This is a genomic window from Faecalibaculum rodentium (assembly GCF_001564455.1).
Taxonomy (GTDB): Bacteria; Bacillota_I; Bacilli_A; order Erysipelotrichales; family Erysipelotrichaceae; genus Faecalibaculum; species Faecalibaculum rodentium.
This window is the reverse complement of sequence record NZ_CP011391.1, coordinates 1910717-1926197: the sequence shown is the minus strand read 5'-3', so window position 1 is coordinate 1926197 and position 15481 is coordinate 1910717. Positions and strand designations below refer to the sequence as shown.

Here is a 15481-nt window from a genome sequence, read left to right as displayed (position 1 = left end):
TGTTCTGTTTCTTCTGTCCGGTGCTGTGCTTTCCGTGATGCTTTTTCGGGAAGTGGTGTTTCTTTGTCTCTGCCGCCTGTCCGGTTTCCGGATTCTGTGCAGCTGCGGGCCGGCCTTTGTGCTTCCGGTGCCGGGAATGACCCCTTCGTCTGCCGGAAGCTGCCGGTTTTTTTCTGTGGGTTTTTCGATTGTCGTTTCCTGTCTGGCTGCCTGTTCCTGGACAGCGGTGGCATCCGGCAGGGACAGGGCAGCCACAGGATGAGTGGCTGCCGGGACCACAGCCTCAGTCTCCGGTGGTGTAAGGGTGTCATGATCCTGCACGACAGGCCTGCCGCTTTCCACCTGCAGTTCGGGTTTGTGTTCTGTCGGTTCATGCAGGTCCGGTGCCGGTGCGGATTCCTGCCGGCCGGTGGCCTGATCTGCCGGATCAACGGTTTCTTCCTTCGGACCGGTATCCTTTTCGGTCTGGGCCAGGGCCTTCATGGCTTCCGGCTTTGCACCTTTTCCGGATTTCTTCCGGTCCTTCGGACCGTCTTCTTCCTCCAGCTGGGCTTTGTATTCCGCCAGCCGTTCCTTCTGCTCTGGGGGCATGGCGGGATACTGAGGATCCATTTCCTCCATGGCCTTTCTCACGATCTGGGAAACCAGATACCGCGTGTACCATTTTTTGTCTGCCGGAATCACATACCAGGGAGAGGTCTTGCTGGCCGTGGCATTGATGGCATCTTCATAAGCCTGCGTGTACTGATCCCAGAGTTTCCGTTCCTTTAAATCGGACTCCGAGAATTTCCAGTTCTTGTCCGGATCCTCGATCCGCTCCAGAAAGCGCTCCTTCTGGGTCTTCTTCGAGACATTCAGGAAGATCTTCACGACCCGGTATCCGTTCTGGTGCAGGTACTTTTCATAGTGGCGGATCTGCTTGTAGCGTTTCTGGAAAAACTTCGGGTCTTCCACGATCCATTTGGGCATCATGTACGTCTGGTGCAGGTTGCGGACCTGCACAACCAGCACATCCTCGTAATACGACCGGTTGTAGATGGCAATCTTGCCGCGGCGGGGGATATGCCGGTTGACGCGCCACAGGAAGTCGTGGGCGAGTTCGTCCGATGTCGGCTGCTTGAAGCTGTACACATCCACTCCCTGCGGGTTGATGCCGCTCATGACATGCTTGATGGTGGAATCCTTGCCGGCCGCATCCCGTGCCTGGATCAGGATGATCAGGCCTTCCTTCTGGTCTGCATACAGTTTGTCCTGCAGGGCCTGGATGGCGAGCTGGTTGACCGTAGTCTTCTGGACGATTTCCTCCTTGACCACTTTGTCTTCTTTGGCGCCGGTGTTCATGGCGCCCAGATCCAGTTTCCTGGACCCGTCAAATGTATATTTTTTGAGCATGGTGTCTGCCTCCGTTGTCTTTATTGTAGAGGTATCCAGCCATTCAGGACGGCAGCATGACCGGTTTTTCCAGCCTGTCATCCTGTTGCAAAACCCGTGCTATGATGCAGGTGAACAAGAGGACAGACCGATGGACACAGAAACATCCGGAATTCCGGAACCTGGATCCCGCGCGTAGAAGTCCCGCACGTTTGAACCTTGGCCCGGTAAACCCGGGCCGGTTTTTTGCCGTCTGACGACGCAGCCGGATCGAAAAACAGAACAAGTCATCAGGAATGAGAGTTCGCCTGGCTGCCATGAGACACGAAAAAGAAAGATACAGGAAAGAGGAAACTGCCATGAGAAGACACGACAGGGAAATCACAGACAGAAACGATATTCTGGACATCATGAAACGGGCCAGCGTGGTGCGACTGGCGTTCAACAGCGATCCGGTTCCCTATATTCTGCCGCTGAACTTCGGACTGGAAGTCCTGGGCCAGGACATCATTCTGTGGATGCATGGCGCCGGGGAAGGCCGGAAATACGACTTTCTGGGACAGGAGGCTGCTTTCGAGATGGACATCGAAAACGGATATCTGTATGCACCGGCCCGGAAAAGCTGCACCATGCCCTATGAAAGTGTCATTGGTAAAGGGGTATTCCAGGAGGTTACGCAGGAACAGGAAAAACTGCATGGTCTGGACTGCCTGATCCGCCACGCCTATCCGGAAGGGCGGGAGTATCAGAAGGATGTGGTCAAGGTTACCAGGGTGTTCTGCCTGAAGGTCACAGACTTCACAGCCAAGCGCCGGATGCCCAGGCCCTGAACTGGGTTGTAAAAACCCGGCTCTTCAGTCAGCAGACCGGACTTCGGGCTTCTGCAAGCACTCACCAGCAGCAGAACGTACCGGCAGCCATGGCTGCAAAACAGGATTATGAATGAATGCCGTCTGCCTCAAAAGAAAAACCGCCGGGCTGGCGGTTTTTTGCGGTTGTGCCTGGCGGTTCAGCCGGACAGAGAACCGGTGATCAGACTTCGGACTGTGTGAAATACTCATACAGATCCGGCCTTACCGGGTGCTCCAGTTCGTATTCGATCTGCACACAGCTGGTTTTTCCGTCCTTCATGACCGTCTGGTCGAACCGGCCTGTTGGATGCATCTTTCCAAGATAAATGAACTCCTTCAGGTTGTCCCGCGTGTTTCGCCGGACAAACAGCGGGATGTCAAAGGGATGGGCAGCATAGTCCCGCAGCCGGCGGATGTCCTGGGAATCCAGAGTGCGGCGGCTTTTGGACAGTGCGACAAGGGTGGATGGGTTCACGAACCGGTCTTCATAGGCAATGGTGTCCGCAATGTCGTCAGACTTTTCATAATTGATGTAGACCGGAAACTGCCGGGTATCCTTGTCAAAACAGTAGCCGCCGACATTCTGCGCCACCATGGCTTTGGGAAAATCCATCATGCGGAAGGACTGGAGATAACTGTAGGGTTCATTGAGGATCAGCCAGCCATCCCGCCTGCGCCCGGCGAACCGGTTTGTCCAGCGGGACAGGCCAAACTCTGTGACTTCACGCATGGCAGTCACGAAGGCCGGATCTTTCAGGGCTGTTTCCCACTGACAGGAGGGGTGCAGAGCCAGAAGCCCTGTCATGGCATCACCGGAGACAGATGACGGACTGCCTGTGTCCCCCTGCAGGAAGACAGCGTCCGGGCAGGTGTCCGCTCCGCTTCCCGACAGCCAGGTGCGGGTGAACTCCGCCATCAGACACCTGGCCTCCTGGTCTGTCAGACGGATGTCAAAGTCCTTCAGCAGCCTGCCAAATGCAGTCTGCCAGTCCGGCTCCAGCAGGGCCTTGACCAGCAGCAGTTCCAGAGGCCTGCGTCCATCCGCCCACTGGGTGCTGACAAACCGCAGAAACTGCAGCTGTGTCTCAGTCAGGACGGGCAGGTGCTTTCTCTGGTCCCGGTCCAGCATTTTCCAAAGGAAATCCGGATAACTGGGATAGGCGCTGTTGGAGAAAATGAGCAGGGGATCCATGGCATGATTCGGATCGTAGTCTGTCAGGGCCGGTATATGCCCCAGGCGGTCCATCAGCAGGGTGAATCCTTCCCGCAGGGCTTTGGCGGAGTTCATCTTCGCCTGGTCAATGGAGGCAAAGATCCGGCGCCGGGCCACTTCGTCAAAATACACCGTGCTGGCCCCCGGCAGTTCCCGGGTTCCCTGGGCGACAAACCGCCGCAGCCGGTCCTTGTTCCCCGTCTGACATTCTCCCAGCGCAGCCGGGATCAGGTAGTTGTTTTTGTACAGGCCAATGAAGTCCAGCACCACGACAAACTCCTTGCCGGGTGATTTGCGCAGGCCGCGCCCCAGCTGCTGCGTGAAGACGATCGCCGACTGCGTAGGCCGCAGAAGCAGGACCTGATTCACTTCCGGAATGTCCACGCCTTCATTGAAGATATCCACGGTGATCAGATAATCCAGTGCTGCGGGTCCATCATTCCCGGTAAGCCGTTCGATCGCCTTTTCCCTGGCCTCCTGACTGTCTTCACCGCTCAGGGCCAGCGTCCGCAGTCCCCGGGCATTGAGTTTTTCGCTCAGTCTGCGGGCTTCGGCTTTCGTGCTGACAAACATCAGTCCCATGACTCTGTCCCCAGACCAGCCATAGTAGGAGGCTTGTTCCAGGATGTGGCGGACCCGCTCGTCACTGGTCAGCAGCGAGAATCCTGTTTCGTCCTCCAGTGCTGTATCCGAGACCTCCAGCCCGCTCAGGGCGAAGTAATGAAAGGGACACAGCAGGTCTTCCTCCAGTGCCTGTCGCAGGCCGATGTCCGCTGCCACGTTGTAGTCAAAGAGCTCGAAAATGCTCTGGCCGTCTGTTCGGGCCGGCGTGGCGGACATCCCGAGCAGAAACCGGGGGTGGAAGTGACGGAAGATCCGCTGATAGGTCGCCGCCGCAGCCCGGTGGACTTCATCCACGATGATCCAGTCAAACCGGTCAGCGGAAAAGGAGTCCAGCACGGCTTGCCTCGACAGTGTCTGGACCGTGGAGAATACACAGTCTGCGCCGGTCTGTCTCAGACCGCCGCCCAGAAGTCCACAGGTGCGGCTGTTTCCCAGCACCATACGGAAGGAGTCCAGTGCCTTGCGGGCAATCTGTTCCCGATGGACGAGAAACAGAACCGTGCGCGGTTCGAACTCCCTCACAGCAAACACTGCAGCGAGTGTCTTGCCCGTTCCCGTGGCAGACACCAGCAGAGCACGCTGCTGACGGTGTTCCATCAGGTGTTTCAGGTTCCGGATGAAATGTGTCTGCATGGAATTAGGCTGGAGGGCGTACTGTTCTGGACTGAAGACCGGGTTTTCCAGGGCAGTCTCCCGCTGCTTCCTGGCCAGGTCATACCGGATGCAATACTCCTGCCGGACGGCCTGCCAGGGAAGAGAGTCCATGTGTTTCCAGAGAGAGTCAAACTGCGTCAGCACCTCTCTGGCATAACTCCCGGCCCCTGCTGCAACCAGGCGTGTGTTCCATTCCCGGCTCGTGAACAGAGCCGATGCGGTGAGATTGCTGGAGCCTGTGATCAGGCGCAGTTCGTCATTCCGGAAAAACAGATAGCCCTTTGTATGAAACCCTTCGATTTCTGAGCACTGAAACATCCGCACGTCGATGGTTTCAAACTGTGCCAGAAAGTCCAGAGCCTCCGGCTGGGTGAACGACAGGTAGTTGGTGGTGAGGATCTTTCCCGGTACCCTGCGCCGCTGGAGTTCCCGGAGAACGGGCTTCAGCGGTTCCAGGCCGGTGAGGGTGATGAAGGCCGTCGAAAAGCAGAAGGAGTCGCAGTGACGCAGTTCGTCTTCCAGGGAGCAGAACACTTTCTCTCCCCGGTGATAGTCGTTGTACAGAAGAGCCGGAACAAACGAGGGATCTGCAGGGATTTCGGCATCCAGCAGCCCGTTTTGGGCGCCTTCCAGGATTCGTTCTCTGGTGTTCATGTCTCCAGGGTAGCGCCCGGAGATACGATTGTCACGATCCGCGTGACAGGCGGCTCAGCGGCGGGTGTGAACTGCATCGAGTGATGAGCGGGACCTGCGATAAAGGAATGATGGCCTCCAGTCTGGGGGCAGCAGGGAACTGCTGGCGAACAAAAAAGTCCGGAGGTCTCAGAAACACAGTCCTGTGTTTCTGAAACTTCCGGAGTGCCGGACTCAGCTGCCAAGCCACTTCCAGAACCGGCCGAGTATGCCATAGGTCAGGGTGGCAAACACCGCCCCGGATGTGTCGATCAGCACGTCCTTTTTTGACATGACGCGGCCTGCGACATCCGACTGATGCAGTTCATCCAGACAGGCGAGACCGCCGCAGGCCATGATGACCAGGATTGCCTTGAGCCACCAGGGAACCCTGAGAATCGTCAGGATCAGGTAAATGAGCGTGGCCATCAGGAAGTACTCCGAGAAATGAGCCAGTTTCCGGATGTTCTGGTTCCAGTCGTCCCCCCAGGGAGAGTGCCGGACCACGAAGCCCTTGACTTTTTCCGCCAGCTGTCTGCCTTCGGGAGAGGATTCGATGTGTTCCTGCACGTTGTCGCGGATCCACTCGGTCAGCTGACCGCTGCGCTGTCCGGAGACTTCGCCGGTTTCGGCGGAGAAGGTGAATATTGCCAGCCCTGCCATCAGGGCCATGATGCATACAGCACCGGCTAACAGAAGCCGGATGATCCACTTCAGAATTTTCATGCCTTTATTTTAGCGCGTTTTCGCTTTCCTGCACGGTAGACCTTCGCAAAGTCCAGATCCTGCCGCCGGATCAGGGATTTGGCGCATTCATAGACATCCATGGCCGCAATGCAGTCGTCCAGGGCGCGGTGCGTTCCCCGGCGGACTTTCAGAAGCCGGGACATGGCTTTCAGAGAGTGGCTTTTTTCTTCCGGCCACATACCCCTGGCCACAGCCAGGACATCCTGCCACGCCGGATGGAGATCCTTCAGGAATGCCAGGTCAAACCCGGCATTGTAGGCAAGCACCGGCAGGTCCTCCATGAACTCCACCGCCCAGGGCATGACCTGCTCCAGCGAGTCAGCCCCCGCGGCCATGTCGGGTGTGATCCCGGTCAGACGCGTGATGAACGGATCAATGATGCAGCCGGGATTGACCAGTGCCTGAAACGTGGCCACGGCTTTCCGGTCCACGACCTTGATCATCCCGATTTCCAGGATCTTTGCCTGGTGCGGGCGAAGTCCGGTGGTTTCCAGGTCCAGCATGATGTAGGAATCCAAGGGTGTAAACAGTTCTTTTCCTTTACCCATGATTCCATGGTACCCGATGCGCAGGCAGCTGTGCCGAAAACCGGATTTTTCGGGAAAAATATGGGAATGGAACGGTATGAGAGACTCTGAAAGCGTTTACTTTATTTGCAGTGGCAATTATAATGGAAGACAGTTTTGAGAAAGGAAGGATGTTTTCATGACAACCAACATTTCCATGGAGGTCATCTTGTGCATTGTCATTGCCATTGCGGTACTGGCCCTGCTCTATGCCTTCAACCTGTTCCAGGCAGTCCGCCGGGAAAATGCCGGAACCAAGCGGATGAGAGCCCTGAGTTCCTACATTCATGAAGGAGCCATGGCATTCCTGACCCGCGAATACCGTGTGGTCCTGATTTTCGGCCTGATCGTCATCATGCTGCTGGCGGGACTCGGATTCATTCCCAGCCTGCGCGGCATTGACGGCGTGGGCATCAATGGCGCCATCTGCTTCCTGTTTGGCACGCTGTTCTCCGGCCTGGCCGGTTTTGTCGGCATGCAGGCAGCCACCAACGCCAATGCCAAAGTGGCCCAGGCAGCCCGGGAAGGCGGCATGCCCAGCGCCCTGCACGTGGCATTCAACGGCGGGTCCGTCCTGGGCATTTCCGTTGTCGGCTTCGGCCTGCTGGGACTGGCCAGCCTGTTCCTGATCTTCACCTTCGTTCTGGGTGATCCCCGGCAGGCTGTGCCTGTGGTGGCCGGATACTCCCTTGGATGCTCGTTCATTGCCCTGTTTGCCCGTGTGGGCGGCGGCATTTACACCAAGGCGGCTGACGTGGGTGCAGACCTGGTGGGCAAGGTCGAAGCCGGTATTCCGGAAGACGACCCGAGAAACCCGGCGGTCATTGCCGACAACGTAGGCGACAACGTGGGCGACATCGCGGGCATGGGCAGTGACCTGTGCGAATCCTATGTCGGTGCCATCGTGTCTTCCATCTCCCTGGGTCTGACCGTGACGCTGTCCGGTGTGGATTATTCCATCCAGGCGGCGATCTTCCCCTTTGCCGTGGCAGGCGTCGGCATCATCGCCGCGATTCTGGCACAGCTGTTTGTCCGGATGAAGCGCTGGGAACAGCCGCAGAAAGCCCTGAACATTGCCACGTACGTGGCCACGGGCATTGTCGTGGTCAGTGGCTTCGTGCTGTCCACCATGTTCTTCGGTGACTTCAAACCCTTCCTCTGCATCACAACCGGTCTAATCGTGGGCATCCTGCTGGGTCAGATCGCGGAATACTACACCTCCGACAGCTACCCGAAGGTCAAGGAAATCGCATCCGAGTCCCAGACCGGACATGCGACCAACATCATCGCGGGCTTCTCCACAGGCATGGAATCCACCCTGCTGACCGTGCTGGTGCTGGTGATCGGCATTGTGCTGTCCTATATGTTCTTCGGCATGTACGGCATCGGCCTGGGTGCAGTCGGCATGCTGTCCACCTGCGGCATCACGGTGTCCGTTGACGCCTATGGCCCCATCGCAGACAACGCCGGCGGCATCGCCGAAATGTCTCACCTGGATCCGCATGTCCGGGAAATCACCGACCACCTGGATTCCGTGGGCAATACCACCGCAGCAATCGGCAAGGGATTCTGCATCGGCTCCGCTGCCTTCACGGCCCTGGCCATGATCGTGGCCTTCGCCAATGCAGCCAGCCTGGAAAGCATTTCCCTGCTGCAGCCGGGTGTTCTGGTGGCGGTGCTCTTCGGAGCGATGCTGCCGTATTTCTTCACGGCATTGACGATCCGGTCCGTGGGCAAGGCGGCCAACCACATGATCAATGAAGTCCGCCGGCAGTTCAAGGAAGATCCGGGGATCCTGGAAGGAACGACCAAACCGGATTACGCAGGCTGTGTGGACATTTCCACCAGAGCCGCATTGAAGGAAATGATCGTGCCTGGCTGCATCGCCATCGTGTCTCCCATTGCCGTGGGCATCCTGCTGGGCTGCCAGGGCCTGGGCGGCATGCTGATGGGAGCCCTGGTGTCCGCCATCATGCTGGCTGTGTTCATGGCCAACTCCGGCGGTGCGTGGGACAACGCCAAGAAGTTCATCGAATCCGGCCAGTTCGGCGGCAAGGGATCCGATGCGCACAAGGCGGCTGTCACCGGCGATACCGTGGGTGACCCCTTCAAGGATACAGCGGGTCCTGCCATGGACATCCTGATCAAGCTGATGTCAGTCATCTCCCTGATGCTGGCACCAGTCCTGGTGCAGATGACACCGATCCTGAATTTCCTGTTTCAGTAATCACGAAAAAAGAGGCTCCTGTCCACGTAGGCAGGGGCCTTTTCTCTGATCCCGTCAGACTGTCTCTTCCAGGACCTGGCGGATGGTTTCTTCTGACACCGGTCCCTGCCGCAGGATCCGGACCGGCGAACAGGTGCAGTCCACGATGGTGCTGGCCACACCCCCGGCACAGCTGCCGTCCATCACGCCATCGATATCCGGCAGTGCGTGGGCGGCTTCTGCTGCAGTGAGGGCTGCGGGCTGGCCGGACTGGTTGGCGCTGGTGACCAGCAGCGGGGCATCCAGCTGTTTCATGACAGCCAGCAGGGCCGGGGCATCTGGGATCCGGACGGCGATGGTCTCCATGCCGTTGGTGTAGGCGGGATCCACCTCCGGGCTGCGCTTCAGCACCAGGGTCAGGGCTCCGGGGAGGAAGGCCTGTGCCAGGCGGGCGGCGGATTCCGTGACTTGTGCCAGCCGGGACAGTTTCTCCAGGGAATCGGTCATGAAGGGAACAGGCTTGGTTTCCGGTCTGTGTTTGGCATGCTTGAGACGCTCCAGACGGTCCAGAGAGCCGTACAGTGTGCCCAGTCCATAGACCGTATCCGTGGGGAAGGCGAGAAGTGCCCCGTTCTGCAGGGCCGCGGCCACAAGGGTGGTTTCGTTTTCTTTGTATCTGTTCATGAGGGCATTGTATCATTGGGCTATGCTGACAAAGACCATTGCTGCCATTTCCACCGCCCTGCAGGACGGTGCCATTTCCATCATCCGGCTGTCGGGCCCCGATGCCCTGGCAATAGCCGATTCTGTCTTCTCCGGGGATGTGCTGCACCAGCCGGCCAACACCATCCGCTATGGAACGATCCTGAAAGACGGCGAGCCGCTGGACGAGGTGCTGCTCTCCGTGTTCCGCGCCCCGCACTCCTACTCAGGCATGGACATGGTGGAAATCAACGCCCATGGGGGTGTTCTCATCACACGCCGGATCCTGCAGCTGCTGCTCTCAAAAGGGGCGGTGCTTGCGGAGCCGGGGGAATTCACCCGGCAGGCATTCCTGACCGGCCGCATTGACCTGGCCCAGGCAGAGGCCGTGAACGACATGATCACCGCCACGAGCGATGCCGGTGCCCGGATCGCGGTCCAGGGCATCCGGGGCAGCGTCCGGAAACTGCTGGAGCCGCTGATCGATGACATTCTGAACATCATTGCCCAGATCGAGGTGAATATCGACTATCCGGAATATGAAGACGTTGAAGAGCTGACAAGTGAAACGCTGCTGCCGGAAATCACCCGCTGGATCGACAGGATCGGCCGGATCCTGGAACGGGCGGCGTTCGGGCAGCAGGTGAAAAAAGGAATCGACACGGTGATTCTCGGCCGCCCCAATGCCGGCAAGAGCAGCCTGCTCAATGCCCTGCTGGAGGAAGACAAGGCAATCGTCACCGACATTCCCGGTACCACCCGGGATGTGGTGGAAGGCCGGGTGATCCTGGATGGCATCCAGCTCAACCTGCTGGATACGGCGGGAATCCGGGAAACGGAAGATACCGTGGAAAAACTCGGCGTCGAGCGTTCGCGGAAAGCGGCCAGGGAAGCGGATCTGGTGATCCTGGTCCGGGACCCCCTGGCGACGGATGCAGACCTGGACCTGCCCGAGCTCGTGGAAGGGAAACAGCTGATCGAAGTGTGGAACAAATCCGATGTGGCGCCCCGCGAGGGACTCTCCATTTCGGCGAAAACCGGAGAGATTGAACCGCTGCTGCAGGAAATCCGGGCACGGTTTGAACAGGGTCTGGATACAAAAGAAGCCCTGCTGTCCAGTGAAAGGCAAATAGGTTTACTCCGGCGTGCGCAGGCTTCTATGATGAACGCACAGGCTGTGCTGCAGGATGGCGGACTGCCGGATATGGCGGAAATCGACATCCAGGAAGCCCACAGCTGCCTGAAGGAAATCCTGGGAGAAGTGCATCGCGAGGACCTGCTGGATGCACTGTTTTCCAGATTCTGCCTGGGAAAATAAATAAGGAGAGTAGTATGCATATCGAGGAGATCACCGAGGCCTTCAAGGAAGTTGTCTCGCATGTGGCGGAAATATCTGTCAATTTCATGGAACTTCTGTCCATCTGCATCATTGTGTTCACGACCTTCGTCGCGTTCTTCAAGCTGCTGCGTCATGAGAAAAGTGCCAGGGTCTATCTGCTGCACGGGCAGTCCATTGGCCTGACATTCAAGCTGGGCAGTGAGATCCTGCGCACGATCACCGTACGGAACATGGATGAAATCATGCAGATCGCCATGCTGATCCTGATCAAGGCAGCCATGACCTGGCTGATACACTGGGAGCTGACCGATACGGATGAAGAGCCGGATGAGCCGTCGTCCCATGCTGCCCACGCACATCTTGAAGGTGTGTTCGGACATGCCAGGCCGAACACGACCATCATCATCGAGGCAGGGCAGAATGCCCATGTGGAAACGGCCCGTCCCGATGACGTGGATGTCCAGCATCGACAGCGAAACTGACTGTACCGGCACCGGGCCGCACTCCGTTGCCGGCTTTTTTTGATTGCGGTCTGCTGCCTTCGGATCAGCCGGATGTGAAAAAACGGGACTGCATTCCGGTTTGTCATGTGCGGGTCTTTGGCGGACAATGCTGGCATGACGAATCTGGAAATGCTGCGCATCGCAGACAACCTGACAGTTGCCGGTCTGTCACAGAAAACCGGCATCTCCGAACCCCGGATCCTGGAGCTGGAATCCGGGGAACATGACATGGATCCGGTGGAAGTGATGGTATTCAGCCGGGTCTTCTGCATCGATCCTGCCCAGCTGCAGGGGCAGATCAAACCGGTGACCAGCCATGACAGTGCGGTCTGCATCGGAGGCTGGCCGCTGTTTTCGCTGGGGCCCGATGCCCGGGGCATTGTGGCTGTGGGCACCAAAGCCTGCGGGATCGTGTCCATCGGTCTGTTTTCCCGCGGAGTGATCTCCATCGGCTGTTTCTCCATGGGAGGCGTGTCACTCGGGCTGTTCTCTCTGGGCCTGCTGTCGGCGGGATGTTTCAGTCTCGGTCTGCTGACACTGGGCCTGTTTTCCCTGGGGGTGATCGCCGTGGGCAACATCGCGACAGGGATCTGGAGCTTCGGCCTGCTCTCCCTGGGTGTTCGCTGTTCAGCCGGACTGAACCCCCTGGGTCTGCATCCGGTGGTTCTGGGGGGGCCGGCGGCTGTCCGCAATGCAGCCTTTCAGGAGATCTATGAACAGACCCCGCAGCTGCTGCAGCCTTTGACTGCCATGGTGATGAGGCTCTTCTCATGATGATCCTGTTCGTGCTGGCCAATGCGGCCGCGGGCCTGTTTCTGGCCTGGGATACCTGGAGGCTTCTGCCTGTCAGACCGGGCCGCGGCCGGCAGGCTTTGCTGCTGGTGCTGATGGCGGTTTTCTTGTCTGCTTCCATGACCACCACTGTAGCCTACAGCGTGATGGTTTACTATGCCGCGCTTTTGCTGGCGGTCCAGCTGGTCTGGAGACTGGTGAAAAAGAACTGGCATGCGCCCTGGCTGGCAGCCCTGGTCTGTCTTTTGCTGGCAGGCGGCATGACCATCTGGGGCATGGTGCACTATGACCAGCGCGTGGCTACGCACTATACCCTGGAAACGGAAAAAGATGCTTCGGGACGTCTGGTGTTTCTCTCCGATCTGCACTATCCGACAGGGATGACGTCACAGAAACTGACAAAGCTGGTGAAGCAGCTGGAAAAGGAGCATCCCGATGCCTACATCCTCGGGGGCGACATCGTAGATGAATACACCACAGCGCCCCAGGCCCGGGAGGCATTCAAAATCCTGGGGCAGCTGGATAGGACAGCTCCGGTCTTTTATGTGCCGGGCAATCATGATGACCAGGAGGAAGGGATCCTGCCGCCGGTCTACACAGCACAGGAACTCGACGACATGATCGAATCCGCAGGCATCCGCATCCTGCGGGATGACACGGTGACCGTGGGGGATTTCGAGCTCTCGGGCCGCGATGACTACCGGCAGCACAAAAAGGACCGCAAGGCAGCAGACGGCCTGGTAACGGACACAGAGAAGTATGATGTCGTGATCGATCACCAGCCCGTGCAGTCTGAAAAAGTGCGCGAAGCCGGTGCGGACCTGATGCTGTCGGGACACACCCACAATGGCCAGCTGTGGCCTTTCGGGTATCTCATTCATCTCCATCCGAAAATGGACATGGTATCGGGGATCCGCCAGGAAGACGGATTTACGCAGATCACCTCCGATGGCATCGGGGGCTGGGGCTTTGCAGCAAGGACAGCCGGGAACAGTGAATATGTGGTGGTGGATGTTATGCCGGAAACCGATACTGACCAGGCGGAAACAGACTGAGGCAGACCGGTCCTGCAGGAAAGACAGAAAAAAAAGCCTGACTGACATCAGGCAGGGTGGCCGGGGTTATTTGCCGGTCAGGGAGTGGGCAAGATCCAGGACCGCAGCGCCGTTGCAGTGAGCGTAGTCTTTCATGGAGATCACTTCCACCGGCACACCATGGGTGTCCGCGATCTTACGGGACTTGGCTTTCAGGTAGGCCACCTGGGGAGCGATCAGGGCCACATCCGCATTTGCGATGTACTCCTCGATCTCCGTGACAGGGCAGGCGCTGATTTCAATTTCCTCGCCGTTTAGTGCAGCCTGCTCCTTCATTTTGGCCATGAGCAGGGAAGTGGAGACGCCGGCGGCGCAAAGCAGCTGTATTTTGAGCATGTTCGTTTCCTCCTTCTCGGGTAAGCGTTTTCTTAAGTCAACGATAACACAACAGCCGGGCTTTGTTAATGGGACGGGCACTTGAAAACACCCCGTGCAGCATGTACGATACGATGGAATCAAAATGCGAACAGGAGAGTTAAATCATGGCTGAAAAGATCAAACTGACGCAGCAGGAACAGGTCCGGCGTCAGAAGATGCAGGATCTCATCGACATGGGTGTGGATCCCTTTGGTGCCGCATTTGCCCGCACCCACAAGACAGGAGACATCGTTCCTGTATACAAGGATAAAACCAAGGAAGAACTGGAAGAGCTCCAGATTCCCGTCACGGTGGCGGGCCGGATCATGACCAAGCGCCGGATGGGCAAAGCCGGGTTCATGCACATCCAGGACATCGACGGTCAGATCCAGATTTATGTCCGGAAGGACGAAGTCGGCGATGCGCCGTATGAACTCTACAAGAAAAACGACCTGGGCGACATCGTGGGCATTTCCGGTGTCCTCATGAAAACCGACCACGGCGACCTGGCCATCCGGGCAAAGGAGTACACCCACCTGTCCAAGGCCCTGCGGCCGCTGCCGGAGAAGTTCCACGGCCTGCAGGATACAGAAGAGCGGTTCCGCCGGCGGTATGTGGATCTCATCATGAATGAGGAAGCGCGGAAAATCGCCGTGACACGCCCGAAGATCATCCGGGCGATCCAGTCCTACCTGGACGGCCAGGGCCTGATCGAAGTTGAAACGCCGGTGCTGCAGCCGATCCTGGGCGGAGCGGCCGCCCGCCCGTTCATCACTCACCACAACACGCTGGACATGCCCTTCTATCTGCGGATCGCCACGGAGCTGCCGCTGAAGCGCCTGATTGTCGGCGGTCTGGAAGGCGTGTATGAAATCGGACGGCTGTTCCGGAACGAAGGCATGGATGCGACACACAACCCGGAATTCACCACCGTGGAAGCCTATGTGGCATATTCCGATCTGCATGGGATGATGGACCTCATCGAGGGTCTCTTCCGGTATGTGACCGACAAGGTGCTGGGGACGCATGTTGTGACATATCAGGGCACCGAACTGGATTTCGGAAAGCCCTTTGCCCGGATCACCATGTGCGAAGCAGTGCAGGAAAAGACCGGCATCGACTTCAAGCAGGTGACGGATTTCGGGGAGGCGAAGAAACTCGCAGCCGATCACGGCATCCAGCTGGAGAAGAAGCACAACTCCATTGGCCACATCCTTTCCCTGTTCTTTGAGAAGTATGTGGAAGAAACCCTGGAGCAGCCGACGTTTGTCTACGAATATCCGGTGGAAATCTCCCCGCTGGCAAAGAAAAACCGCCAGGATCCCCGGTTCACCGACCGGTATGAACTGTTCATTGCCGGTCATGAATACGCCAATGCCTTCTCCGAACTGAACGATCCCATTGACCAGCGGGAGCGCTTCGAGAAACAGCTTGAGCTCCGGGACCTGGGGGACGATGAAGCCAATGAAATGGACGTGGATTATGTGGAGGCCCTGGAGTACGGCATGCCGCCCACCGGCGGTGTGGGCCTGGGCGTCGACCGCCTGGTAATGCTTCTGACAGATCAGCGCACGATCCGCGAAGTCCTGCTGTTCCCGCACATGAAAAACCGCTGAGTGTCCGAAAGCGACGACGGACAAAGCATACAGTAACGCAAAAAGGCCCCGGCCGGAAAACAGAGATCTGTTTTCTGCCGGGGCTTTTGTCATGTCGAAAGGTGTCAAAAAGGATCTGTTCCGGCAGGAAGTCACGGTCCTGCAGACCTGCCTCCGGGACCGGGGGGATGGCTG

General features: G+C 58.0%; 12 protein-coding genes and 1 pseudogene. 7 read left to right on the top strand and 6 right to left on the bottom strand.

Features of this window, described 5'->3' with window-relative positions; genetic code table 11:
- Positions 1–630 precede the first annotated feature (630 nt).
- Positions 631–1341 (bottom strand): annotated as a pseudogene (locus aalo17_RS13335) (PPK2 family polyphosphate kinase); the annotation flags it as partial.
- 389 nt (positions 1342–1730) lie between these two features.
- Between aalo17_RS13335 and aalo17_RS09385 the strand changes: the two are divergent.
- On the top strand, positions 1731–2201 hold the full coding sequence (locus aalo17_RS09385; protein WP_158507775.1) for a pyridoxamine 5'-phosphate oxidase family protein: 471 nt from the start codon (positions 1731–1733) through the stop codon (positions 2199–2201).
- Positions 2202–2403: 202 nt separating this feature from the next.
- On the opposite strand, the gene aalo17_RS09380 is transcribed toward aalo17_RS09385, so the two are convergent.
- The 3 genes from aalo17_RS09380 to aalo17_RS09370 all read right to left on the bottom strand — a co-directional run bounded on the left by aalo17_RS09380 (position 2404) and on the right by aalo17_RS09370 (position 6680).
- Positions 2404–5367, bottom strand: coding sequence for a DUF3427 domain-containing protein (locus aalo17_RS09380; protein ID WP_067558670.1), 2964 nt, complete (start codon positions 5365–5367; stop codon positions 2404–2406).
- Positions 5368–5580: 213 nt separating this feature from the next.
- Positions 5581–6111 (bottom strand): VanZ family protein, encoded by a 531-nt coding sequence (locus tag aalo17_RS09375; protein ID WP_067558667.1) that lies wholly within the window; start codon positions 6109–6111, stop codon positions 5581–5583.
- Positions 6108–6680, bottom strand: a complete 573-nt coding sequence (locus aalo17_RS09370) for a 3'-5' exonuclease (protein WP_067558664.1) — start codon at positions 6678–6680, stop codon at positions 6108–6110. Before aalo17_RS09370 ends, aalo17_RS09375 begins: the two co-directional genes overlap by 4 nt.
- A gap of 157 nt (positions 6681–6837) precedes the next feature.
- Between aalo17_RS09370 and aalo17_RS09365 the strand changes: the two genes are divergently transcribed.
- On the top strand, positions 6838–8925 hold the full coding sequence (locus tag aalo17_RS09365; protein ID WP_067558661.1) for a sodium-translocating pyrophosphatase: 2088 nt from the start codon (positions 6838–6840) through the stop codon (positions 8923–8925).
- 54 nt (positions 8926–8979) lie between these two features.
- Here the strand turns inward: aalo17_RS09365 and aalo17_RS09360 are convergent, their stop codons facing one another.
- Positions 8980–9588, bottom strand: coding sequence for an L-threonylcarbamoyladenylate synthase (locus aalo17_RS09360; protein WP_067558659.1), 609 nt, complete (start codon positions 9586–9588; stop codon positions 8980–8982).
- 22 nt (positions 9589–9610) lie between these two features.
- Between aalo17_RS09360 and mnmE the strand changes: the two genes are divergently transcribed.
- The 4 genes from mnmE (at position 9611) to aalo17_RS09340 (ending at position 13295) form a co-directional block, all read left to right on the top strand.
- The gene (mnmE, locus tag aalo17_RS09355; RefSeq protein ID WP_067558656.1) at positions 9611–10924 is read left to right on the top strand and encodes a tRNA uridine-5-carboxymethylaminomethyl(34) synthesis GTPase MnmE; all 1314 of its coding nucleotides are present in this window, start codon (positions 9611–9613) and stop codon (positions 10922–10924) included.
- Between the two features lie 14 nt (positions 10925–10938).
- Entirely contained in the window at positions 10939–11427 is a 489-nt protein-coding gene (locus aalo17_RS09350; protein WP_067558653.1) for a DUF1622 domain-containing protein, read from the top strand.
- A gap of 135 nt (positions 11428–11562) precedes the next feature.
- The gene (locus tag aalo17_RS09345) at positions 11563–12222 is read left to right on the top strand and encodes a helix-turn-helix domain-containing protein (RefSeq protein ID WP_145907635.1); all 660 of its coding nucleotides are present in this window, start codon (positions 11563–11565) and stop codon (positions 12220–12222) included.
- Complete coding sequence (locus aalo17_RS09340) at positions 12219–13295, top strand: metallophosphoesterase (RefSeq protein WP_067558647.1); 1077 nt, start codon at positions 12219–12221, stop codon at positions 13293–13295. Before aalo17_RS09345 ends, aalo17_RS09340 begins: the two co-directional genes overlap by 4 nt.
- Before the next feature lie 66 nt (positions 13296–13361).
- Here aalo17_RS09340 and aalo17_RS09335 read toward each other — a convergent pair whose 3' ends face one another.
- Complete coding sequence (locus aalo17_RS09335) at positions 13362–13670, bottom strand: PTS sugar transporter subunit IIB (RefSeq protein ID WP_067558645.1); 309 nt, start codon at positions 13668–13670, stop codon at positions 13362–13364.
- A gap of 146 nt (positions 13671–13816) precedes the next feature.
- Here aalo17_RS09335 and lysS point away from each other — a divergent pair, with 146 nt between their 5' ends.
- The gene (gene lysS / locus aalo17_RS09330) at positions 13817–15307 is read left to right on the top strand and encodes a lysine--tRNA ligase (RefSeq protein ID WP_067558642.1); all 1491 of its coding nucleotides are present in this window, start codon (positions 13817–13819) and stop codon (positions 15305–15307) included.
- Positions 15308–15481: the final 174 nt, after the last annotated feature.